Origin of the sequence: Escherichia sp. E14V7 (genome assembly GCF_004212225.1) — a bacterium.
Taxonomy (GTDB): Bacteria; Pseudomonadota; Gammaproteobacteria; order Enterobacterales; family Enterobacteriaceae; genus Escherichia.
This window is the reverse complement of the sequence record NZ_RHJJ01000013.1, coordinates 204,294-226,405: the sequence shown is the minus strand read 5'-3', so window position 1 is coordinate 226,405 and position 22,112 is coordinate 204,294. Positions and strand designations below refer to the sequence as shown.

Genomic DNA, 22,112 nt, shown 5'->3' with positions numbered 1-22,112 from the left:
TATCTGGCTGCTTACAGTGGCGAATCCTGGCTAATCTCATCGAGCGAAAGATGGAAGCTGGGAACAAAGACCTCAATGAAGTAGTCCATCTCCTGGCTGCGGCGCGTTTCAAGCGTCGCTTCCAGCCGCGTTTTTGCCAGCAAAAATTCATTATTTCCGGCTGCGAGCTCTTCCAGACATTTCAGATAGGCACAAAGTGCATCAGCCTGTTTCACCAGTGACTTTTCTTCATCGCTATACGCATTTTCATCGATTAATGGCGCGAAAATATCCCGCAACTCCTCCGGAACCATATCGACCAGCTTTTGTTGGGCAATTTTTTCAATGGCTTTGTATTCCTGAGCGATTTGCGAGTTGAAATATTTCACTGGGGTAGGGAGATCGCCAGTGAGCACTTCAGAGGCATCGTGGTACATCGCCAGCAGAGCGATGCGTTCAGCGTTGACATTTCCGCCAAACTTACGGTTTTTAATGGCTGCCAGCGCATGGGCGACCATCGCCACCTGCAAACTGTGCTCAGACACATTTTCTGTCCGTACATTGCGCATTAACGGCCAGCGGTTAATGAGTTTCAGACGGGAGAGATGGGCAAAAAAATGGCTCTGCTTCATAACGACCTTGCGTGTGATGACTTCATGAGATCATTGTGGGGGGATAACACTGCCGGATGCAATCTCCGGCAGTGAATTTAAGATTACAGCTGATGATAGCCAGAAAGGAAACGAGCGAATTTACTTAATGACAGTTCGATATCATCAACGCGCGGCAGCGTAACTATGCGGAAGTGATCCGGCCACGGCCAGTTAAAAGCCGTCCCTTGAACCAGCAGAACTTTTTCCTGTAACAGGAAGTCCAGCACCATCTTCTGGTCGTCGTGAATATTAAAACGTTTGGCGTCGATTTTTGGGAACATGTACAGCGCGCCGCGTGGCTTCACGCAGGAAACGCCCGGAATGTCGTTAATCAATTCCCATGCGCGATTACGCTGCTCGTAAAGACGCCCGCCTGGTAAGATAAATTCGCTGATACTCTGATAGCCGCCCAATGCGGTCTGAATCGCGTGTTGTGCGGGAACGTTGGCACAAAGTCGCATTGAGGCCAGCATCTCCAGACCTTCGATGTAGCCTTTGGCGTGTTTTTTCGGCCCGTTCAGCACCATCCAGCCCTGACGGAAGCCTGCCACACGATACGTTTTCGACAGACCGTTAAAGGTAATGGTCAGCAGGTCAGGCGCCATCGCCGCAATCGAGTGATGCTCGGCGTCGTCGTAGAGAATTTTGTCGTAAATTTCATCGGCGAAGATAATGAGATTATGCTGACGCGCAATCTCCACAATTTCCATTAAAAGCTCTTTGGAATAAACCGCGCCGGTAGGGTTGTTCGGGTTGATAATAACGATACCGCGCGTACGAGGCGTAATTTTAGCGCGAATATCATCAAGGTCCGGGAACCAGTCAGAGGACTCGTCACAAAGGTAGTGCACCGCTTTACCGCTGGAGAGCGAAACCGCCGCGGTCCATAGTGGGTAATCAGGTGCAGGAACCAACATTTCATCCCCGCTGTTCAGCAAGGCCTGCATTGCCTGAACAATAAGCTCCGATACACCATTGCCGATGTAAATGTCTTCCACGGTAACATCACGCATGCCTCGCGCCTGATAGTGCTGCATGATGGCCTTACGCGCAGAGTAGAGGCCTTTTGAATCACAATAGCCCTGAGCGGTCGGGAGGTTGCGTATCACGTCAACCAGGATCTCATCAGGAGCGTCAAAACCGAACGGGGCTGGATTGCCGATGTTCAGTTTCAATACCTTGTTACCTTCTTCTTCCAGGCGTTTTGCTTCTTTCAGCACCGGACCACGGATGTCATAACAGACATTCTCTAACTTGCTGGATTTTTCAATGGGTGACATGAATCTTGACCTTTTTTGCTGTTATCGCCACTCCCTGCCGTGGAAGTCAGCTTAGAACAATGTACTCCCCCGAGGCGGTGTTTTGAAGTTCTGCAGAACAAGATTTTGCGAGAGTAAAAGAAGGGAATGTGCTGTTAATAACTTAATAATCGTTAAATATTGAGATGCATATGCTTAATGATTTGTGTTTTGTAGTGATTTATTCTAAGTATTAATCTAATGCATAGTTTTTTGTCTGGTAGATAAATGTGCGAATTTCCTTTGATTTAAGAAATCGCGAACATAACATATTCATGATATTTTCATTATAAGTGAAACATTAACAGAGTAGTGATCGCCGAAGTGTCGTATAGGTGATGACGTGCGAAACTATTGTTAAGCGGAATTAATGAATGCAGGGTGTGCTAATTAATTATTATTTAATATTCAAAAAGGTTTTGTTGTGCTTATTAATAATAGAAGATTACTTTGCCTAACATAACATAACTTTGCATCAGATAATTCGCAATGGCCCTTATAAATAAATGGGTTTTAGGGTAAAATGCTCGCTTAAATGACGGAAGCCCCACTTTTGATGCAGACAAATCATCGCCGCTTATGCGTGTTCACGCTGGGTTGGCGCCGCTTTGCTAGTAGTGGAACAAGGAACAACATTTACATTTACACAAACACTCGCATGTCATAAATAGAAAAGAGTGAGTAACTTAATAGATATGCGATTCCTGAAGATATATTCTGTGAACTACTTCAGGCATTATAACGGAACAATGTGAGTCGTTCTTATTAGTGCAACTCATATGCATTTTAACTTTCATCCAGACTTCCGGATGAAACTGCCAGGGAGGCACATTACAAATGGAATTGCTTGTTTGTGTGTGCACAGCATTAACCAGCTCAGTATGAGCCGCCAGTAAGTGATAATATATGATAAGTGCAAATCGTCCGATAATTAACCTCGACCTCGATCTGCTGAGAACATTTGTTGCTGTTGCCGATCTGAACACTTTTGCTGCCGCAGCTGCCGCCGTGTGTCGTACTCAGTCCGCTGTTAGTCAGCAAATGCAACGTCTTGAACAACTCGTTGGGAAAGAACTGTTCGCTCGGCATGGTCGTAACAAACTGTTAACTGAACATGGCATTCAGCTTCTTGGCTATGCCAGGAAGATCCTGCGCTTTAATGATGAAGCTTGCTCATCATTGATGTTCAGTAATCTTCAGGGCGTGTTAACAATCGGCGCTTCAGATGAATCTGCTGATACGATCTTACCTTTCCTGCTTAATCGCGTGAGTTCGGTTTATCCGAAACTTGCGCTGGATGTCCGCGTTAAGCGTAATGCCTATATGGCAGATATGCTGAAGTCCCAGGAAGTGGATTTAATGGTTACCACAAATCGTCCTGGTACCTTTAAGGCGTTGAACCTGAGAACTTCTCCAACGCACTGGTATTGCGCTGCGGAATATGTATTGCAAAAAGGCGAGCCGATCCCTCTGGTGTTGCTGGATGATCCTAGTCCGTTCCGCGATATGGTTCTGGCAACACTCAATAAAGCAGATATTCCATGGCGTCTGGCTTATGTCGCCTCCACGTTGCCGGCGGTCCGTGCTGCCGTGAAAGCGGGATTGGGTGTAACGGCCAGGCCGGTTGAAATGATGAGTCCGGACCTGCGCGTCTTGAGTGCTGTGGACGGTTTACCACCACTGCCAGATACCGAATATTTGCTCTGCTATGATCCGTCCAGCGGTAATGAACTGGCCCAGGTGATATACCAGGCAATGGAGAGTTATCAGAATCCATGGCAGTTCAGCACGATAGGTACCCATGAAGGGGATGATTCTCTGTTAATTGAAGGCGATTACGAATAATTGTCTGGTACCAGATAACCACATTTGTAAAAACAAGCCGCTGATGTTTTTTTGAACGTCAGTGGTTTTTTTTTACAATAAATGATAACGACTTTTCTGGATATTGAATAAAAGTGTTCATTTTTCAACCGCTCGCCATTCTCTATACGCGCGAACAAAAAATCGCCGGATAAAAATCTCCTGCTACAATGATGTTAAAAAATACGTGAATTTGTTGCTGTGTTTTTGTTATGGATTAACAAAAGCGTGTCACAGATCAAGAAAATACTCTCTTTTAGGGGGAGGAATCGACACAAATTCCTGTCAAAATAGACCCGTATTTTTTCCATTGCTTCACAACGGACACGATTCAACAACATCTAATTTTCCTGGAGTCGTCAATGATCTGGGATGAAGAGCATTAAATGCAAGGGTTGTTGGTATTATGTAAATTAATGTGAAGAAGCTTTTGTTAAAGTTGACAAAAGGTTATGGAAAGGGGTAAAAGACCACATCAATTCACTGTATAAAGTTGTTACTACAGTAGTTGTAAGGTTTTTTTTATTCCTCCCCATGAATCGATGTGGCGTCCATCTGCCGTGAAGAGCAGTGAATCTGGCGCTACTTTTGATGAGTAAGCAATGAGTATGTCAACATCCACTGAAGTCATCGCTCATCACTGGGCATTCGCTATCTTTCTTATCGTTGCCATTGGCCTGTGTTGCCTGATGCTGGTAGGCGGTTGGTTTTTGGGCGGTCGCGCACGCGCGAGGTCAAAAAACGTGCCGTTTGAATCCGGTATCGACTCGGTCGGCTCCGCCCGCTTACGCCTGTCCGCCAAGTTTTATCTGGTGGCCATGTTCTTCGTTATCTTCGACGTTGAAGCGCTGTATCTGTTCGCATGGTCAACCTCTATCCGCGAAAGCGGCTGGGTAGGCTTTGTGGAAGCTGCAATTTTTATTTTTGTGTTACTGGCAGGTCTGGTTTATCTGGTGCGTATTGGCGCGCTGGACTGGACGCCCGCGCGTTCACGCCGCGAGCGTATGAACCCGGAAACGAACAGTATCGCTAATCGTCAACGCTAACCGCGAGGCATTAAGATGGATTATACGCTCACCCGCATAGATCCCAACGGTGAGAACGACCGTTACCCCCTGCAAAAGCAGGAGATCGTAACCGACCCTCTGGAGCAAGAAGTTAACAAAAACGTGTTTATGGGCAAGCTCAATGACATGGTTAACTGGGGTCGTAAAAACTCAATTTGGCCGTATAACTTCGGTCTTTCCTGCTGTTACGTTGAGATGGTGACTTCGTTTACCGCGGTGCATGACGTGGCGCGTTTTGGCGCAGAAGTATTGCGTGCTTCGCCGCGTCAGGCTGACCTGATGGTGGTTGCAGGAACCTGCTTTACCAAAATGGCACCGGTTATTCAGCGTCTGTATGACCAGATGCTGGAACCAAAATGGGTTATCTCAATGGGTGCCTGTGCCAACTCTGGCGGTATGTACGATATTTATTCCGTTGTGCAGGGCGTCGATAAATTCATCCCGGTTGATGTGTATATCCCGGGCTGCCCGCCGCGTCCTGAAGCGTACATGCAGGCACTGATGCTGTTGCAGGAATCTATCGGCAAAGAACGTCGTCCGCTCTCCTGGGTGGTTGGCGATCAGGGCGTTTATCGCGCCAATATGCAATCAGAGCGCGAACGCAAGCGCGGTGAACGCATTGCCGTAACCAACCTGCGTACACCTGACGAGATTTAATTTGCGCCTGTCGGCAAAGGGATTTTTCTTCGCTTATTCCTAAATCTATTTCGCGAAGCTTACTGCGCCGACAGTCACCACGGACCATTTGCAATGGTGAACAATATGACCGACTTAACCGCGCAAGAACCCGCCTGGCAGACCCGCGATCATCTTGATGATCCGGTGATTGGCGAACTGCGCAACCGTTTTGGGCCGGATGCCTTTACTGTTCAGGCGACTCGCACCGGGGTTCCCGTTGTGTGGATCAAGCGTGAACAATTACTGGAAGTGGGCGATTTCTTAAAGAAACTGCCGAAACCTTACGTCATGCTGTTTGACTTACACGGCATGGACGAACGTCTGCGCACACACCGCGAAGGGTTACCTGCCGCGGATTTTTCCGTTTTCTACCATCTGATTTCTATCGATCGTAACCGCGACATCATGCTGAAGGTGGCGCTGGCAGAAAACGACCTGCACGTACCGACCTTCACCAAACTGTTCCCGAACGCTAACTGGTATGAGCGTGAGACCTGGGATCTGTTTGGCATTACCTTCGACGGTCACCCGAACCTGCGCCGCATCATGATGCCGCAAACCTGGAAAGGTCACCCGCTGCGTAAAGATTACCCGGCGCGCGCTACCGAATTCTCGCCGTTTGAGCTGACCAAAGCCAAACAGGATCTGGAGATGGAAGCCCTGACCTTCAAACCGGAAGAGTGGGGGATGAAGCGCGGCACCGAAAACGAGGACTTCATGTTCCTCAACCTCGGCCCGAACCACCCGTCGGCGCACGGGGCTTTCCGTATCGTTTTACAACTCGACGGCGAAGAGATTGTCGACTGCGTACCCGACATCGGCTACCACCACCGTGGTGCGGAGAAAATGGGCGAACGCCAGTCCTGGCACAGCTACATTCCGTATACCGACCGTATCGAATACCTCGGCGGCTGCGTTAACGAAATGCCTTACGTGCTGGCGGTAGAGAAACTGGCCGGGATCACCGTGCCGGATCGCGTTAACGTCATTCGCGTAATGCTCTCCGAACTGTTCCGCATCAACAGTCACCTGCTGTATATCTCGACCTTTATTCAGGACGTCGGCGCAATGACGCCCGTGTTCTTCGCCTTTACCGATCGTCAGAAAATTTACGATCTGGTGGAAGCAATCACTGGTTTCCGTATGCACCCGGCGTGGTTCCGTATTGGCGGCGTAGCGCACGACCTGCCGCGTGGCTGGGATCGTCTGCTGCGTGAGTTCCTCGACTGGATGCCGAAACGTCTGGCGTCTTACGAGAAAGCGGCGCTGCAAAACACCATTCTGAAAGGGCGTTCCCAGGGCGTTGCCGCCTATGGCGCGAAAGAGGCGCTGGAGTGGGGCACCACCGGTGCTGGCCTGCGAGCCACCGGGATCGACTTCGACGTGCGTAAGGCGCGTCCTTATTCTGGCTATGAAAACTTCGACTTTGAAATCCCGGTTGGTGGTGGTGTTTCTGACTGCTACACCCGCGTAATGCTTAAAGTGGAAGAGCTGCGCCAGAGTCTGCGCATTCTTGAGCAGTGCCTCAACAACATGCCGGAAGGCCCGTTCAAAGCGGATCACCCGCTGACCACGCCGCCGCCGAAAGAGCGCACGCTGCAACATATCGAAACCCTGATCACCCACTTCCTGCAAGTGTCGTGGGGTCCGGTGATGCCTGCCAATGAATCTTTCCAGATGATTGAGGCGACCAAAGGGATCAACAGTTACTACCTGACCAGCGACGGTAGCACCATGAGTTATCGCACTCGTATCCGCACGCCGAGTTATGCGCATTTGCAGCAAATTCCGGCGGCGATCCGCGGCAGCCTGGTGTCTGACCTGATTGTTTATCTGGGCAGTATCGATTTTGTTATGTCAGATGTGGACCGCTAATTATGCACGAGAATCAACAACCACAAACCGAGGCTTTTGAGCTGAGTGCGGCAGAGCGTGAAGCGATTGAGCACGAGATGCACCACTACGAAGACCCGCGTGCGGCGTCCATTGAAGCGCTGAAAATCGTTCAGAAGCAGCGTGGCTGGGTGCCGGATGGCGCGATTCACGCGATCGCCGATGTGCTGGGTATTCCGGCGAGCGATGTCGAAGGCGTGGCAACGTTTTATAGCCAGATCTTCCGTCAGCCAGTAGGCCGCCATGTGATCCGTTATTGCGACAGCGTGGTCTGTCATATCAACGGTTACCAGGGCATTCAGGCGGCGCTCGAGAAAAAACTGAACATCAAACCAGGGCAAACGACATTTGATGGCCGCTTTACGCTGCTGCCAACTTGCTGCCTGGGGAACTGTGATAAAGGGCCAAACATGATGATCGATGAGGACACTCACGCGCATCTGACCCCGGAAGCGATCCCTGAACTGCTGGAGCGGTATAAATGAAAAACATTATCCGTACTCCCGAAACGCATCCGCTAACCTGGCGTCTGCGTGATGACAAACAGCCAGTATGGCTGGACGAATACCGCAGCAAAAACGGTTACGAAGGCGCGCGTAAGGCGCTGACCGGGCTGTCTCCGGACGAGATCGTTAATCAGGTTAAAGACTCTGGTCTGAAAGGGCGCGGCGGCGCGGGCTTCTCGACTGGCCTGAAATGGAGTCTGATGCCGAAAGACGAATCCATGAACATCCGTTACCTGCTGTGTAACGCCGATGAAATGGAGCCGGGCACCTATAAAGACCGCCTGCTGATGGAGCAACTGCCGCACCTGCTGGTGGAAGGTATGCTCATCTCCGCGTTTGCGCTGAAAGCTTACCGTGGCTACATCTTCCTGCGTGGCGAGTATATCGAAGCGGCAGTGAATCTGCGCCGTGCCATTGCCGAAGCCACCGAAGCAGGGCTGCTTGGCAAAAACATTATTGGAACAGGTTTCGATTTCGAACTGTTCGTCCATACCGGGGCAGGGCGCTACATCTGCGGCGAAGAAACAGCGTTAATCAACTCCCTGGAAGGACGTCGTGCTAACCCACGCTCGAAGCCTCCATTCCCGGCGACCTCCGGCGCATGGGGTAAACCGACCTGTGTCAACAACGTCGAAACCCTGTGTAACGTTCCGGCGATCCTCGCTAACGGCGTGGAGTGGTATCAGAACATCTCGAAAAGTAAAGATGCTGGCACCAAGCTGATGGGCTTCTCCGGTCGGGTGAAAAATCCGGGTCTGTGGGAACTGCCGTTTGGTACTACCGCGCGCGAGATCCTCGAAGATTACGCCGGTGGTATGCGTGACGGTCTGAAATTCAAAGCCTGGCAGCCAGGCGGCGCGGGGACTGACTTCCTGACTGAAGCGCACCTTGACCTGCCGATGGAATTCGAAAGTATCGGTAAAGCGGGAAGCCGTCTGGGTACGGCGCTGGCGATGGCGGTTGACCACGAGATCAACATGGTGTCGCTGGTGCGTAACCTGGAAGAGTTTTTCGCCCGTGAGTCCTGCGGCTGGTGTACGCCGTGCCGCGACGGTCTGCCGTGGAGCGTGAAAATTCTGCGTGCGCTGGAGCGTGGCGAAGGCCAGCCGGGTGATATCGAAACACTTGAGCAACTGTGTCGATTCTTAGGCCCGGGTAAAACTTTCTGTGCCCACGCACCTGGTGCAGTGGAGCCGTTACAGAGCGCCATCAAATATTTCCGCGAAGAATTTGAGGCGGGAATCAAACAGCCGTTCAGCAATACCCATTTGATTAATGGGATTCAGCCGAACCTGCTGAAAGAGCGCTGGTAACCGAATTTCGATTAACGCTCGGTCCCTGACCGAGAAAACTGGAAGCATGCTAATGGCTACAATTCATGTAGACGGCAAAGAATACGAGGTCAACGGAGCGGACAACTTGCTGGAAGCTTGTCTGTCTCTGGGCCTTGATATTCCTTACTTTTGCTGGCATCCGGCGCTGGGAAGCGTCGGTGCTTGCCGCCAGTGTGCGGTGAAGCAATACCAAAACGCGGAAGACACGCGTGGTCGCCTGGTGATGTCCTGTATGACACCGGCTTCCGATGGCACCTTTATTTCCATTGACGACGAAGAAGCGAAACAGTTCCGTGAAAGTGTGGTCGAGTGGTTGATGACTAACCATCCGCACGACTGTCCGGTATGTGAAGAAGGCGGTAACTGCCATCTTCAGGATATGACCGTGATGACCGGGCATACCTTCCGTCGCTACCGTTTCACCAAACGTACCCACCGTAATCAGGATTTGGGGCCGTTCATCTCTCACGAAATGAACCGCTGCATCGCCTGCTACCGCTGCGTGCGTTACTACAAAGATTACGCTGACGGTACAGATCTGGGCGTTTACGGTGCGCACGACAACGTCTACTTCGGTCGCCCGGAAGACGGCACGCTGGAAAGCGAATTTTCCGGTAACCTGGTCGAAATTTGCCCGACCGGCGTATTTACCGACAAAACGCACTCCGAGCGTTACAACCGTAAATGGGATATGCAGTTTGCGCCGAGCATCTGCCAGCAATGTTCCATCGGCTGTAACATCAGCCCCGGTGAACGTTACGGCGAACTGCGTCGTATCGAAAACCGTTACAACGGTACGGTAAACCACTATTTCCTCTGCGACCGTGGTCGTTTCGGTTACGGCTACGTCAACCTGAAAGATCGTCCGCGTCAGCCAGTACAGCGTCGTGGCGATGATTTCATTACCCTCAACGCCGAACAGGCAATGCAGGGCGCGGCAGATATTCTGCGTCAGTCGAAGAAAGTGATCGGTATTGGTTCTCCGCGTGCCAGCGTGGAAAGCAACTTTGCCCTGCGTGAGCTGGTGGGCGAAGAAAACTTCTACACCGGTATCGCTCACGGTGAGCAGGAGCGTCTGCAACTGGCGCTGAAAGTACTACGTGAAGGCGGCATTTATACGCCGGCACTGCGCGAAATCGAATCTTACGATGCGGTACTGGTGCTGGGCGAAGACGTTACCCAGACCGGCGCGCGCGTCGCGCTGGCAGTGCGCCAGGCGGTGAAAGGTAAAGCGCGCGAAATGGCGGCAGCACAGAAAGTGGCTGACTGGCAGATTGCGGCAATCCTCAACATCGGCCAACGTGCGAAGCATCCGCTGTTTGTTACCAACGTTGATGACACCCGTCTGGATGATATCGCGGCGTGGACTTACCGCGCACCGGTTGAAGATCAGGCGCGTTTAGGTTTTGCCATCGCCCATGCGCTGGATAACTCCGCGCCAGCGGTTGACGGTATCGAACCTGAGCTGCAAAGCAAAATCGACGTCATCGTGCAGGCACTGGCTGGTGCGAAGAAACCGTTGATTATCTCCGGGACGAACGCTGGTAGCGCTGAAGTGATTCAGGCTGCGGCTAACGTGGCGAAAGCCCTGAAAGGTCGCGGCGCTGACGTCGGTATCACCATGATTGCCCGTTCCGTCAACAGCATGGGGCTGGGCATTATGGGCGGTGGATCGCTTGAAGAAGCGTTAACCGAACTGGAAACCGGACGCGCCGACGCGGTGGTTGTGCTGGAAAACGATCTGCATCGTCACGCTTCCGCTACCCGCGTGAATGCTGCGCTGGCTAAAGCGCCGCTGGTGATGGTGGTTGACCATCAACGCACTGCGATCATGGAAAACGCCCATCTGGTACTTTCCGCCGCCAGCTTTGCTGAAAGCGACGGTACGGTAATTAATAATGAAGGCCGCGCCCAACGTTTCTTCCAGGTTTACGACCCGTCCTATTACGACAGCCAAACTGTCATGCTGGAAAGCTGGCGCTGGCTGCACTCGTTGCACAGCACCCTGCTGAGCCGTGAAGTGGACTGGACGCAGCTCGACCATGTGATTGATGCTGTTGTGGCGAAAATCCCTGAACTGGCAGGTATCAAAGATGCTGCGCCGGATGCGACATTCCGTATTCGTGGGCAGAAACTGGCCCGTGAGCCGCACCGTTACAGCGGTCGTACCGCCATGCGCGCCAATATCAGCGTTCACGAGCCACGTCAGCCGCAGGATATTGACACCATGTTCACCTTCTCGATGGAAGGTAACAACCAGCCGACCGCGCACCGTTCGCAAGTGCCGTTTGCCTGGGCACCGGGCTGGAACTCCCCGCAGGCGTGGAACAAATTCCAGGACGAAGTGGGCGGCAAACTGCGCTTTGGCGATCCGGGCGTGCGTCTGTTTGAAACCAGCGAAAATGGTCTGGATTACTTCACCAGTGTACCGGCACGCTTCCAGCCGCAGGACGGGAAATGGCGTATCGCGCCGTACTACCACCTGTTTGGCAGCGATGAATTGTCACAGCGTGCTCCGGTCTTCCAGAGCCGTATGCCGCAACCGTACATCAAACTCAACCCAGCGGATGCCGCGAAGTTGGGCGTGAATGCGGGGACACGCGTCTCCTTTAGTTACGATGGCAACACGGTCACGCTGCCGGTTGAAATCGCCGAAGGGCTGACGGCAGGGCAGGTGGGCTTGCCGATGGGTATGTCCGGCATTGCTCCGGTGCTGGCTGGCGCGCATCTTGAGGATCTCAAGGAGGCACAACAATGAGTTGGTTATCACCGGAACTGATTGAGATCCTGCTGACCATCCTCAAAGCGGTGGTGATCCTGCTGGTGGTTGTCACCTGTGGGGCATTCATGAGCTTTGGCGAACGTCGCCTGCTGGGTCTGTTCCAGAACCGTTACGGACCTAACCGTGTTGGCTGGGGCGGTTCGCTCCAGCTGGTTGCGGACATGATCAAAATGTTCTTTAAAGAAGACTGGATCCCGAAATTCTCGGATCGCGTCATCTTTACCCTGGCACCGATGATTGCCTTTACCTCGCTGCTGCTGGCCTTTGCAATTGTGCCAGTCAGTCCGGGTTGGGTGGTTGCCGACCTGAACATCGGGATTTTGTTCTTCCTGATGATGGCAGGTCTGGCGGTTTACGCGGTGCTGTTTGCGGGCTGGTCAAGTAACAACAAATACTCGCTGCTGGGTGCGATGCGTGCTTCTGCGCAGACCCTGAGCTACGAAGTGTTCCTCGGGCTTTCCCTGATGGGCGTGGTGGCGCAGGCCGGTTCATTCAACATGACCGACATCGTCAACAGCCAGGCGCATGTGTGGAACGTCATCCCGCAATTCTTTGGTTTTATTACCTTTGCCATCGCGGGCGTGGCGGTGTGTCACCGTCACCCGTTTGACCAGCCGGAAGCCGAGCAGGAACTGGCGGATGGTTACCACATTGAATATTCCGGTATGAAGTTCGGTCTGTTCTTCGTGGGTGAGTACATCGGGATTGTGACCATCTCTGCATTGATGGTGACGCTGTTCTTCGGTGGCTGGCAAGGCCCGTTGTTACCGCCATTCATCTGGTTCGCGCTGAAAACCGCGTTCTTTATGATGATGTTCATTTTGATTCGTGCGTCGTTACCGCGTCCGCGTTATGACCAGGTAATGTCCTTCGGCTGGAAAATCTGCCTGCCGCTGACGCTGATCAACTTGCTGGTAACGGCGGCTGTCATTCTCTGGCAGGCGCAATAAGGGGCAATAAGACCATGACCTTAAAAGAATTGTTAGTAGGTTTCGGCACCCAGGTTCGTAGTATCTGGATGATCGGCCTGCACGCGTTCGCCAAACGCGAAACGCGAATGTACCCGGAAGAGCCGGTCTATCTGCCGCCCCGTTATCGTGGTCGTATCGTTCTGACCCGCGACCCGGACGGCGAAGAGCGTTGCGTAGCCTGTAACCTCTGTGCGGTAGCCTGCCCGGTCGGCTGTATCTCGCTGCAAAAAGCAGAAACCAATGACGGTCGCTGGTATCCGGAATTTTTCCGCATCAACTTCTCACGCTGCATTTTCTGTGGTCTGTGCGAAGAAGCCTGTCCGACCACGGCGATTCAGTTAACCCCGGATTTCGAAATGGGGGAATACAAGCGCCAGGATCTGGTTTACGAGAAAGAGGATCTGCTGATCTCCGGTCCGGGCAAATACCCGGAATATAACTTCTACCGGATGGCAGGTATGGCAATCGACGGCAAAGATAAGGGCGAAGCAGAGAACGAAGCCAAGCCTATCGACGTCAAGAGCCTGTTACCGTAAGGAGAGGGGCAATGGAGTTCGCTTTTTATATCTGTGGCCTGATAGCCATACTTGCGACCTTGCGAGTGATCACCCATACCAATCCGGTACACGCACTGCTGTACCTGATTATTTCGCTGCTGGCGATTTCCGGGGTGTTCTTCTCACTGGGCGCTTACTTCGCCGGTGCGCTGGAAATTATCGTCTACGCGGGTGCCATTATGGTGCTGTTCGTGTTCGTGGTGATGATGCTCAACCTGGGCGGTTCGGAAATCGAACAGGAACGCCAGTGGCTGAAACCGCAGGTGTGGATTGGTCCGGCAATTTTGTCGGCCATCATGCTGGTGGTGATTGTTTACGCCATCCTCGGTGTTAACGATCAGGGTATCGACGGTACGCCAATCAGTGCTAAAGCAGTGGGTATTACGCTGTTCGGGCCTTACGTACTGGCGGTGGAACTGGCTTCTATGCTGCTGCTCGCGGGTCTGGTTGTGGCCTTCCACGTCGGTCGTGAAGAGCGTGCGGGTGAAGTGCTGAGCAATCGTAAAGACGACAGCGCGAAAAGAAAAACGGAGGAGCACGCATGATCCCCTTACAACATGGACTGATCCTCGCGGCAATCTTATTCGTTCTTGGCTTAACCGGTCTGGTTATCCGTCGCAATCTGCTGTTTATGCTGATTGGTCTGGAAATCATGATTAACGCCTCCGCGCTGGCCTTTGTGGTCGCCGGAAGCTACTGGGGCCAGACCGACGGTCAGGTGATGTACATTCTCGCCATCAGCCTCGCGGCGGCAGAAGCGAGTATCGGCCTTGCGCTGCTGCTGCAACTTCACCGTCGTCGCCAGAACCTGAACATCGATTCAGTAAGTGAGATGCGCGGATGAACATACTTGCCTTAACCATTATTTTGCCATTGATTGGCTTCGTCCTGCTGGCGTTCTCCCGTGGGCGCTGGTCTGAAAACGTCTCGGCGATCGTCGGCGTTGGCTCTGTGGGCCTGGCGGCGCTGGTAACTGCCTTTATTGGCGTCGACTTCTTTGCTAACGGCGAGCAGGCATACAGCCAGCCGCTGTGGACGTGGATGTCGGTAGGCGACTTTAACATCGGTTTTAACCTGGTGCTGGACGGCCTGTCGCTGACCATGCTCTCGGTGGTCACTGGTGTGGGTTTCCTTATTCACATGTACGCCTCCTGGTACATGCGTGGTGAAGAGGGCTACTCTCGCTTCTTCGCTTACACCAACCTGTTCATCGCCAGCATGGTGGTTCTGGTTCTCGCCGATAACCTGCTGCTGATGTACCTCGGCTGGGAAGGCGTGGGCCTGTGCTCCTATCTGCTGATCGGTTTCTATTACACCGATCCGAAGAATGGCGCAGCGGCAATGAAAGCGTTCGTCGTGACCCGTGTGGGTGACGTGTTCCTCGCTTTCGCGCTGTTCATTCTCTACAACGAGCTGGGTACGCTGAACTTCCGCGAAATGGTGGAACTGGCACCAGCGCACTTTGCTGACGGCAATAACATGCTGATGTGGGCGACGCTGATGCTGCTGGGCGGTGCGGTCGGTAAATCTGCGCAGTTGCCGTTGCAGACATGGCTTGCCGACGCGATGGCGGGCCCGACGCCTGTCTCCGCGCTGATCCACGCCGCAACGATGGTAACCGCGGGTGTCTACCTGATCGCCCGTACCCACGGCCTGTTCCTGATGACGCCGGAAGTTCTGCATCTGGTGGGTATTGTCGGGGCGGTTACGCTGCTGCTGGCCGGTTTTGCCGCGCTGGTACAGACCGACATCAAACGTGTTCTCGCTTACTCTACCATGAGCCAGATTGGCTACATGTTCCTTGCGCTTGGCGTGCAGGCATGGGATGCGGCGATTTTCCACTTGATGACCCACGCGTTCTTTAAAGCGCTGCTGTTCCTGGCATCCGGTTCCGTCATTCTGGCCTGCCATCACGAACAGAACATCTTCAAGATGGGTGGTCTGCGTAAATCTATTCCGCTGGTTTATCTCTGCTTCCTGGTGGGCGGCGCAGCACTGTCGGCACTGCCGCTGGTCACTGCGGGCTTCTTCAGTAAGGATGAGATCCTAGCGGGTGCGATGGCGAATGGTCATATCAATCTGATGGTGGCAGGTCTGGTCGGTGCGTTTATGACCTCGCTCTACACCTTCCGTATGATTTTCATCGTCTTCCACGGAAAAGAACAAATTCACGCTCACGCCGTGAAAGGGGTAACTCACAGCCTGCCGCTGATTGTGCTGCTGATCCTTTCCACCTTCGTTGGCGCACTGATTGTACCGCCGCTGCAGGGCGTGCTTCCGCAAACGACGGAGCTGGCGCACGGCAGCATGTTGACCCTGGAAATTACCTCTGGCGTGGTCGCGGTGGTCGGCATTCTGCTGGCAGCCTGGCTGTGGCTGGGTAAACGTACTCTGGTGACCTCCATCGCCAACAGTGCGCCGGGCCGCCTGCTGAGTACCTGGTGGTACAACGCCTGGGGCTTTGACTGGCTGTACGACAAAGTGTTCGTCAAGCCGTTCCTGGGTATTGCCTGGTTGCTGAAACGCGATCCGCTGAACTCAATGATGAACATTCCGGCTGTCCTTTCCCGCTTTGCAGGTAAAGGCCTGCTGTTAAGCGAGAACGGCTACCTGCGCTGGTATGTGGCATCCATGAGCATCGGTGCGGTCGTGGTGCTGGCACTGTTGATGGTACTGCGTTGAGTTGTTGGCTGAGTGAATATACCCGGCGTTGCGCCGGGTCTGTGAACTAAGAATAAATTTTAGGTAACTGTTCCTGAAGTACAGGCGTCATCGGCGAAGTCAGACCGGATACCGCCAGCGCACAGCAACCGGAGCGTACTTAAGTACGTGAGGATTGCGAGCACTGCCGGGATTCGGGCTGGCGAGTGAGATAGCCTGAGCAGGAGTAAATATAAGGGACATACTTAGCTATGTTATTACCCTGGTTAATACTAATCCCCTTTATTGGCGGCTTCCTGTGCTGGCAGACCGAACGCTTTGGCGTCAAGGTGCCGCGCTGGATCGCGCTGATCACCATGGGATTGACGCTGGCGCTGTCGCTGCAACTGTGGTTGCAGGGCGGTTATTCACTGACGCAATCCGCCGGAATTCCGCAGTGGCAGTCAGAATTCGACATGCCGTGGATCCCGCGTTTTGGTATCTCTATCCATCTCGCCATTGACGGTCTGTCGCTGCTGATGGTCGTGCTGACCGGTTTGCTTGGCGTGCTGGCCGTACTCTGTTCGTGGAACGAGATCGAAAAATATCAGGGCTTCTTCCACCTCAACCTGATGTGGATCCTGGGCGGCGTTATCGGCGTGTTCCTTGCCATCGACATGTTCCTGTTCTTCTTCTTCTGGGAAATGATGTTGGTGCCGATGTACTTCCTGATCGCACTGTGGGGGCATAAAGCTTCTGACGGTAAAACGCGTATCACGGCGGCAACCAAGTTCTTCATTTACACCCAGGCGAGTGGTCTGGTGATGTTGATCGCCATCCTGGCGCTGGTTTTTGTTCACTACAATGCGACCGGCGTCTGGACCTTCAACTATGAAGAGCTGTTGAATACGCCAATGTCCAGTGGTGTGGAATATCTGTTGATGCTGGGCTTCTTCATCGCCTTCGCGGTGAAAATGCCGGTGGTTCCGCTGCATGGCTGGCTGCCAGATGCGCACTCCCAGGCACCGACCGCTGGTTCCGTGGACCTCGCAGGGATCTTGCTGAAAACCGCCGCTTACGGTCTGCTGCGTTTCTCCCTGCCGCTGTTCCCGAACGCGTCGGCAGAGTTTGCGCCAATCGCTATGTGGCTGGGTGTTATCGGCATCTTCTACGGTGCGTGGATGGCCTTCGCCCAGACCGATATCAAACGTCTGATCGCCTACACCTCGGTTTCCCACATGGGCTTCGTGCTGATTGCTATCTACACCGGCAGCCAGTTGGCCTACCAGGGCGCGGTAATCCAGATGATTGCGCACGGCTTGTCGGCGGCGGGTCTGTTTATTCTTTGTGGTCAGCTTTATGAACGTATCCATACCCGCGACATGCGCATGATGGGCGGTCTGTGGAGCAAGATGAAATGGCTGCCAGCACTGTCGCTGTTCTTTGCGGTGGCAACGCTTGGGATGCCAGGCACCGGTAACTTCGTCGGCGAATTTATGATTCTGTTCGGCAGCTTCCAGGTTGTCCCGGTGATTACCGTTATCTCTACCTTTGGGCTGGTCTTTGCATCTGTTTATTCGCTGGCGATGTTGCATCGCGCTTACTTCGGTAAAGCGAAAAGCGAGATTGCCAGCCAGGAACTGCCAGGGATGTCGCTGCGTGAGCTGTTTATGATCCTGTTGCTGGTGGTGCTGCTGGTACTGCTGGGCTTCTATCCGCAGCCGATTCTGGATACCTCGCACTCCGCGATTGGCAATATCCAGCAGTGGTTTGTTAATTCCGTTACTACTACAAGGCCGTAAATCGCCATGACAATAACTCCACAAAACCTGATCGCACTGCTACCGTTGCTGATCGTCGGCTTGACGGTGGTGGTTGTGATGCTCTCCATTGCGTGGCGACGCAATCATTTCCTCAACGCTACGCTCTCGGTTATTGGGCTTAACGCGGCGCTGGTTTCGCTCTGGTTTGTCGGCCAGGCGGGCGCTATGGACGTTACGCCGCTGATGCGCGTTGATGGTTTCGCCATGCTTTACACCGGGCTGGTATTGTTGGCGAGCCTCGCCACCTGTACTTTCGCCTACCCGTGGCTTGAAGGCTATAACGACAACAAGGACGAGTTCTACCTGTTGGTGTTAATTGCCGCCCTGGGCGGGATCCTGCTGGCGAATGCTAACCATCTGGCGTCTCTGTTCCTCGGTATTGAACTGATCTCTTTGCCGCTGTTTGGCCTGGTCGGTTACGCTTTCCGCCAGAAACGTTCTCTGGAAGCCAGTATCAAATACACTATCCTTTCTGCCGCAGCGTCTTCTTTCCTGCTGTTCGGTATGGCGCTGGTGTATGCGCAGTCTGGCGACCTGTCGTTTGTCGCGCTGGGTAAAAACCTCGGCGACGGTATGCTCAACGAGCCGCTGTTGCTGGCAGGTTTCGGCCTGATGATTGTTGGCCTCGGCTTCAAACTCTCTCTGGTGCCGTTCCACCTGTGGACGCCAGACGTATACCAGGGCGCGCCTGCGCCGGTTTCCACTTTCCTGGCGACGGCGAGCAAAATCGCTATCTTCGGTGTGGTGATGCGTCTGTTCCTCTACGCACCGGTGGGTGACAGCGAAGCGATTCGCGTGGTGCTGGCGATTATCGCCTTTGCCTCCATCATCTTCGGTAACCTGATGGCGCTGAGCCAGACTAATATCAAGCGTCTGCTCGGTTACTCATCTATCTCTCACCTCGGCTATCTGCTGGTGGCGCTGATTGCACTGCAAACTGGCGAGATGTCGATGGAAGCGGTAGGGGTTTACCTGGCCGGTTATCTGTTCAGCAGCCTCGGCGCGTTCGGTGTGGTCAGCCTGATGTCCAGCCCGTATCGTGGCCCGGATGCTGATTCCCTGTTCTCTTACCGCGGTCTGTTCTGGCATCGTCCGATCCTCGCGGCGGTGATGACGGTGATGATGCTGTCTCTGGCCGGTATCCCGATGACGCTGGGCTTTATTGGTAAGTTCTACGTGCTGGCGGTCGGTGTCCAGGCACACTTGTGGTGGCTGGTGGGTGCCGTGGTTGTCGGTTCGGCAATCGGCCTTTACTACTACCTGCGCGTGGCGGTGAGCCTGTACCTGCACGCACCGGAACAACCGGGTCGCGATGCACCGTCAAACTGGCAGTACAGCGCAGGCGGTATCGTGGTGCTGATCTCTGCACTGTTGGTACTGGTGCTGGGTGTATGGCCACAACCGCTGATTAGTATTGTGCGGTTAGCAATGCCGCTGATGTAATCTGTTAGTTTGTAAGTCAGAAAGCCGCCGACATGTTCGGCGGTTTTTTTATGGTGCCTTTGACACCATCACCCAACAATAACCGTCAGCGCATGATTCCCTTGTCGCAGCATACGTCGATACGCGCTAATCAGCTTTTCCATATCAAGCATGATCGAAGCAAAGAGTTGCCCCTCTAACTCTTCTGAAAAGGTCACTCCCGGATAAATCTCCATTTCATTGAGTCGCTTAATGGAAAACCGTTTACGCAGCTCACTTCGATCCAGAGCTTCCAGGCGGTCGATTGTCGCGGCTAACTCCTGATTCCAGGTCAATCCCAGGAAACCATCTATGCCATCTTCGAGGCTGTGTTCACCAAGCACTGCGCGACTTAGCGGGTCATTCTTCGCGGGGTCAAATGCAGAGGTGCCTGTCAGCCCAAAGTGTAAAAAATCCCAGCGTTTATCAATATCCAGTCGGCGTAAACCTGAAAGCGTGTCATGAATATTATCCATTAAGGGTTTTTCAGTAGACTCAAGCAGTTGGTTAATCTTTTCTGAGTCAATTTCTGCAAAATAGCCAATCATTCCCATTTGTTTTTCCTCCGTTGAATTTAATTTTTCGCATCTTAAAACAGACGAGGGAAAATAAAATGTGCATGTTGCTTTTTCTGGATCTTCCTCGAGAAATTTTTATTATTTACTGTTTTGCAACAAGGTTATAACGCCATCCACCACCTGAGCCATTTTCTGATAATTCAGTCTGTCTGCGGTATCGCCAGGTAAGTGATATTGTTTATTACGATAAAAAGCGGTGTCGGTAATCATTACGGCGGGAATATCGTGTTGCCAATAATTAAGGTGGTCGGAGAAATCAATGCCGGGAATAAAACCTGGCGCATTAATAGAATAAACAGGCAACTCTGTTGCTGATAACAACGCAGATTTTACCTGACGCACAGCGCTGATATCCTGCACTCTGCCGACGACAGTAATAAAATCACCACGGTCGGGATAAAGCCAGGACATGACAGAGTAAGGGTAATCCTGACTCCCGGATGTGGAGTCGTAATAGCCAATCATCTCCAGCGCTATCATTAATCTCACTGGACGCTCAAGCGAAGCTGCATGTATCGCGCTCCCCATTTCATCGCTACGAAAGAAGGGCGGTTCTTCCGACGCATAGGCGACCAGTTGCACGCCTATTTTCGGCGCTTGCTGCTGTAACAAACGTGCCAGTTCGAGTAATCCTGCCACGCCGCTGGCGTTATCATCCGCGCCCGGCGTATAGGTTAATTGATCGTTTTCGTAACTGTTGGCAGAGTCATAGTGCGCACCAATAATAATCTGCGGTCCATCGGCAGGACCATAATCAGCAACAATGTTTTTGTAGGGGCCACCCGTAATGGGGACATCCTGCACGGTAACTCTGGCACCGCTACGGACAAAGACCTCTTTTATATACTCTGCGGATCTATTCAGATTATCAATATTGTCGGCACTACGTGGATGCACAGTTTGTGTAAAATAACGAACTGTTTTTTCTAATTGCTCGGGACTTGCGTGCTGGGGCGTTGGCGGTAATGCATTGACCCAGGGTTGATAAAAAACAATCAGAGGAAGTGAAAGCAGGAATAATATAAAAAAGGAAAAAGTTATTTTTTTCATATATAAATTGTTGATAGGTTTCGTTGTTGAATCATTATTTGTTATAGGTTTCGAGATCGTATTTTATTAAGATTAGCCGGATTATACAAAGAGTCTATTTTATGTCTGGTGGTTGAGTTTATTTAAAAGGATTTTATATGCGAAATAAAAATATAATCATGTTGCTTATTAGTAGTTTGATTTTGTCAGGATGTGGGCCGGAATCTGATGATAAGGAAAGTCAGCAACAACAATCTACTACACCCACAGACCAGCAAGTACTTGCCGCGCAACAAGCGGCAACAAAAGTGGCGGAGCAAAGAGCCGCCGCCGCTAAAGCAAAAACCTAGCCCAGCATGAAGCGCAACAATCCTCAGACAAACAGGCTTTGAAGGGGCGATTACAGGAAGCGCCAACATTTGAAAGAGCGGCTAAAGCAAAAGCTACACGTATCGCAAATCCAGGAACCGCTCGCTATCAGCAGTTCGATGATAATCCGGTTAAGCAGGTAGCGCAAAACCCGTTGGCGACGTTTAGCCTTGACGTCGACACCGGCAGCTAACGCTGAACGGGCAAAAAGCATCAATTGATAAGTTACGCTATGCCCCGGATAGCAAATCAGCGAAATCAGATAAAGCGAAAGAACTGGCCTGGTTAAAGATTCGTTGGAAATACCCGCAGGGAAAAGAAAGTCAGTTAGTTGAATTCCCGTTGGCACCCACAATAAACGCACCTTCAGAATATATGCGTTTTCGCGCAGCAGTCTCTGCGTATGGGCTAAAATTGCGCGGTTCTGAATACCTGAATAATACATCCTGGCAGCAGATCGAACAGTGGGCGCGGCAAGCGAAAGGACCGGATCAACAAGGCTACAGAGCGGAACTTATTCGCCTGATTGGGCTGGCGGAAGGTCTGGACAATTCACAAAACTAAAAATGATAAATCTGTTTGCCGGATATCGACATCAAGCGTATCCGGCAAACAGATGAAAAATAAGTGC

General features: G+C 52.4%; 18 protein-coding genes and 1 pseudogene. 15 read left to right on the top strand and 4 right to left on the bottom strand.

The features are described 5' to 3' along the window. Positions 1-11: 11 nt before the first annotated feature. Both yfbR and alaA read right to left on the bottom strand, forming a co-directional pair. Entirely contained in the window at positions 12-611 is a 600-nt protein-coding gene (gene yfbR / locus D9741_RS15165; RefSeq protein WP_130216968.1) for a 5'-deoxynucleotidase, read from the bottom strand. Between the two features lie 83 nt (positions 612-694). Beyond that, positions 695-1,912: an alanine transaminase AlaA gene (gene alaA / locus D9741_RS15160; protein ID WP_064526608.1), complete on the bottom strand. Its 1,218-nt coding sequence runs from the start codon at positions 1,910-1,912 to the stop codon at positions 695-697. Between the two features lie 924 nt (positions 1,913-2,836). Here alaA and lrhA point away from each other — a divergent pair. The 14 genes from lrhA (at position 2,837) to nuoN (ending at position 19,487) form a co-directional block, all read left to right on the top strand. Then, positions 2,837-3,775 (top strand): transcriptional regulator LrhA, encoded by a 939-nt coding sequence (lrhA, locus tag D9741_RS15155; RefSeq protein ID WP_130216970.1) that lies wholly within the window; start codon positions 2,837-2,839, stop codon positions 3,773-3,775. Between the two features lie 620 nt (positions 3,776-4,395). Next, on the top strand, positions 4,396-4,839 hold the full coding sequence (gene nuoA / locus D9741_RS15150) for an NADH-quinone oxidoreductase subunit NuoA (protein ID WP_000062997.1): 444 nt from the start codon (positions 4,396-4,398) through the stop codon (positions 4,837-4,839). Between the two features lie 15 nt (positions 4,840-4,854). Further along, positions 4,855-5,517, top strand: a complete 663-nt coding sequence (gene nuoB / locus D9741_RS15145) for an NADH-quinone oxidoreductase subunit NuoB (protein ID WP_000386733.1) — start codon at positions 4,855-4,857, stop codon at positions 5,515-5,517. A 93-nt stretch (positions 5,518-5,610) separates the two neighbouring features. Next, positions 5,611-7,413 carry an NADH-quinone oxidoreductase subunit C/D gene (nuoC, locus tag D9741_RS15140; RefSeq protein ID WP_000247878.1) on the top strand — a complete coding sequence of 601 codons (1,803 nt, stop codon included), beginning with the start codon at positions 5,611-5,613 and terminating at the stop codon, positions 7,411-7,413. Between the two features lie 2 nt (positions 7,414-7,415). Continuing rightward, entirely contained in the window at positions 7,416-7,916 is a 501-nt protein-coding gene (gene nuoE, locus D9741_RS15135) for an NADH-quinone oxidoreductase subunit NuoE (RefSeq protein WP_000545042.1), read from the top strand. Continuing rightward, positions 7,913-9,250 (top strand): NADH-quinone oxidoreductase subunit NuoF, encoded by a 1,338-nt coding sequence (gene nuoF / locus D9741_RS15130; protein ID WP_130216972.1) that lies wholly within the window; start codon positions 7,913-7,915, stop codon positions 9,248-9,250. The genes nuoE and nuoF overlap by 4 nt, the downstream gene beginning before the upstream one ends. A gap of 52 nt (positions 9,251-9,302) precedes the next feature. Continuing rightward, the gene (nuoG, locus tag D9741_RS15125; RefSeq protein ID WP_130216974.1) at positions 9,303-12,029 is read left to right on the top strand and encodes an NADH-quinone oxidoreductase subunit NuoG; all 2,727 of its coding nucleotides are present in this window, start codon (positions 9,303-9,305) and stop codon (positions 12,027-12,029) included. Continuing rightward, positions 12,026-13,003: an NADH-quinone oxidoreductase subunit NuoH gene (gene nuoH / locus D9741_RS15120; protein WP_000118685.1), complete on the top strand. Its 978-nt coding sequence runs from the start codon at positions 12,026-12,028 to the stop codon at positions 13,001-13,003. Before nuoG ends, nuoH begins: the two co-directional genes overlap by 4 nt. Before the next feature lie 14 nt (positions 13,004-13,017). After that, positions 13,018-13,560 carry an NADH-quinone oxidoreductase subunit NuoI gene (gene nuoI / locus D9741_RS15115; protein WP_130216976.1) on the top strand — a complete coding sequence of 181 codons (543 nt, stop codon included), beginning with the start codon at positions 13,018-13,020 and terminating at the stop codon, positions 13,558-13,560. A gap of 11 nt (positions 13,561-13,571) precedes the next feature. Continuing rightward, positions 13,572-14,126 carry an NADH-quinone oxidoreductase subunit J gene (nuoJ, locus tag D9741_RS15110; RefSeq protein WP_000393511.1) on the top strand — a complete coding sequence of 185 codons (555 nt, stop codon included), beginning with the start codon at positions 13,572-13,574 and terminating at the stop codon, positions 14,124-14,126. Then, positions 14,123-14,425 carry an NADH-quinone oxidoreductase subunit NuoK gene (gene nuoK, locus D9741_RS15105; protein ID WP_000612644.1) on the top strand — a complete coding sequence of 101 codons (303 nt, stop codon included), beginning with the start codon at positions 14,123-14,125 and terminating at the stop codon, positions 14,423-14,425. The genes nuoJ and nuoK overlap by 4 nt, the downstream gene beginning before the upstream one ends. Then, entirely contained in the window at positions 14,422-16,263 is a 1,842-nt protein-coding gene (nuoL, locus tag D9741_RS15100; protein ID WP_130216978.1) for an NADH-quinone oxidoreductase subunit L, read from the top strand. The genes nuoK and nuoL overlap by 4 nt, the downstream gene beginning before the upstream one ends. Positions 16,264-16,493: 230 nt before the next feature. Then, positions 16,494-18,023, top strand: coding sequence for an NADH-quinone oxidoreductase subunit M (nuoM, locus tag D9741_RS15095; protein ID WP_130216980.1), 1,530 nt, complete (start codon positions 16,494-16,496; stop codon positions 18,021-18,023). Positions 18,024-18,029: 6 nt separating this feature from the next. After that, entirely contained in the window at positions 18,030-19,487 is a 1,458-nt protein-coding gene (gene nuoN, locus D9741_RS15090; protein WP_000156701.1) for an NADH-quinone oxidoreductase subunit NuoN, read from the top strand. Between the two features lie 68 nt (positions 19,488-19,555). Here nuoN and D9741_RS15085 read toward each other — a convergent pair whose 3' ends face one another. Both D9741_RS15085 and D9741_RS15080 read right to left on the bottom strand, forming a co-directional pair. Continuing rightward, the gene (locus tag D9741_RS15085) at positions 19,556-20,059 is read right to left on the bottom strand and encodes a YfbM family protein (protein ID WP_130216982.1); all 504 of its coding nucleotides are present in this window, start codon (positions 20,057-20,059) and stop codon (positions 19,556-19,558) included. Between the two features lie 102 nt (positions 20,060-20,161). Further along, positions 20,162-21,133: a M28 family metallopeptidase gene (locus tag D9741_RS15080; protein ID WP_130216984.1), complete on the bottom strand. Its 972-nt coding sequence runs from the start codon at positions 21,131-21,133 to the stop codon at positions 20,162-20,164. A gap of 137 nt (positions 21,134-21,270) precedes the next feature. Here D9741_RS15080 and D9741_RS15075 point away from each other — a divergent pair. Then, positions 21,271-22,045, top strand: a pseudogene (locus D9741_RS15075) (von Willebrand factor type A domain-containing protein). Positions 22,046-22,112: the final 67 nt, after the last annotated feature.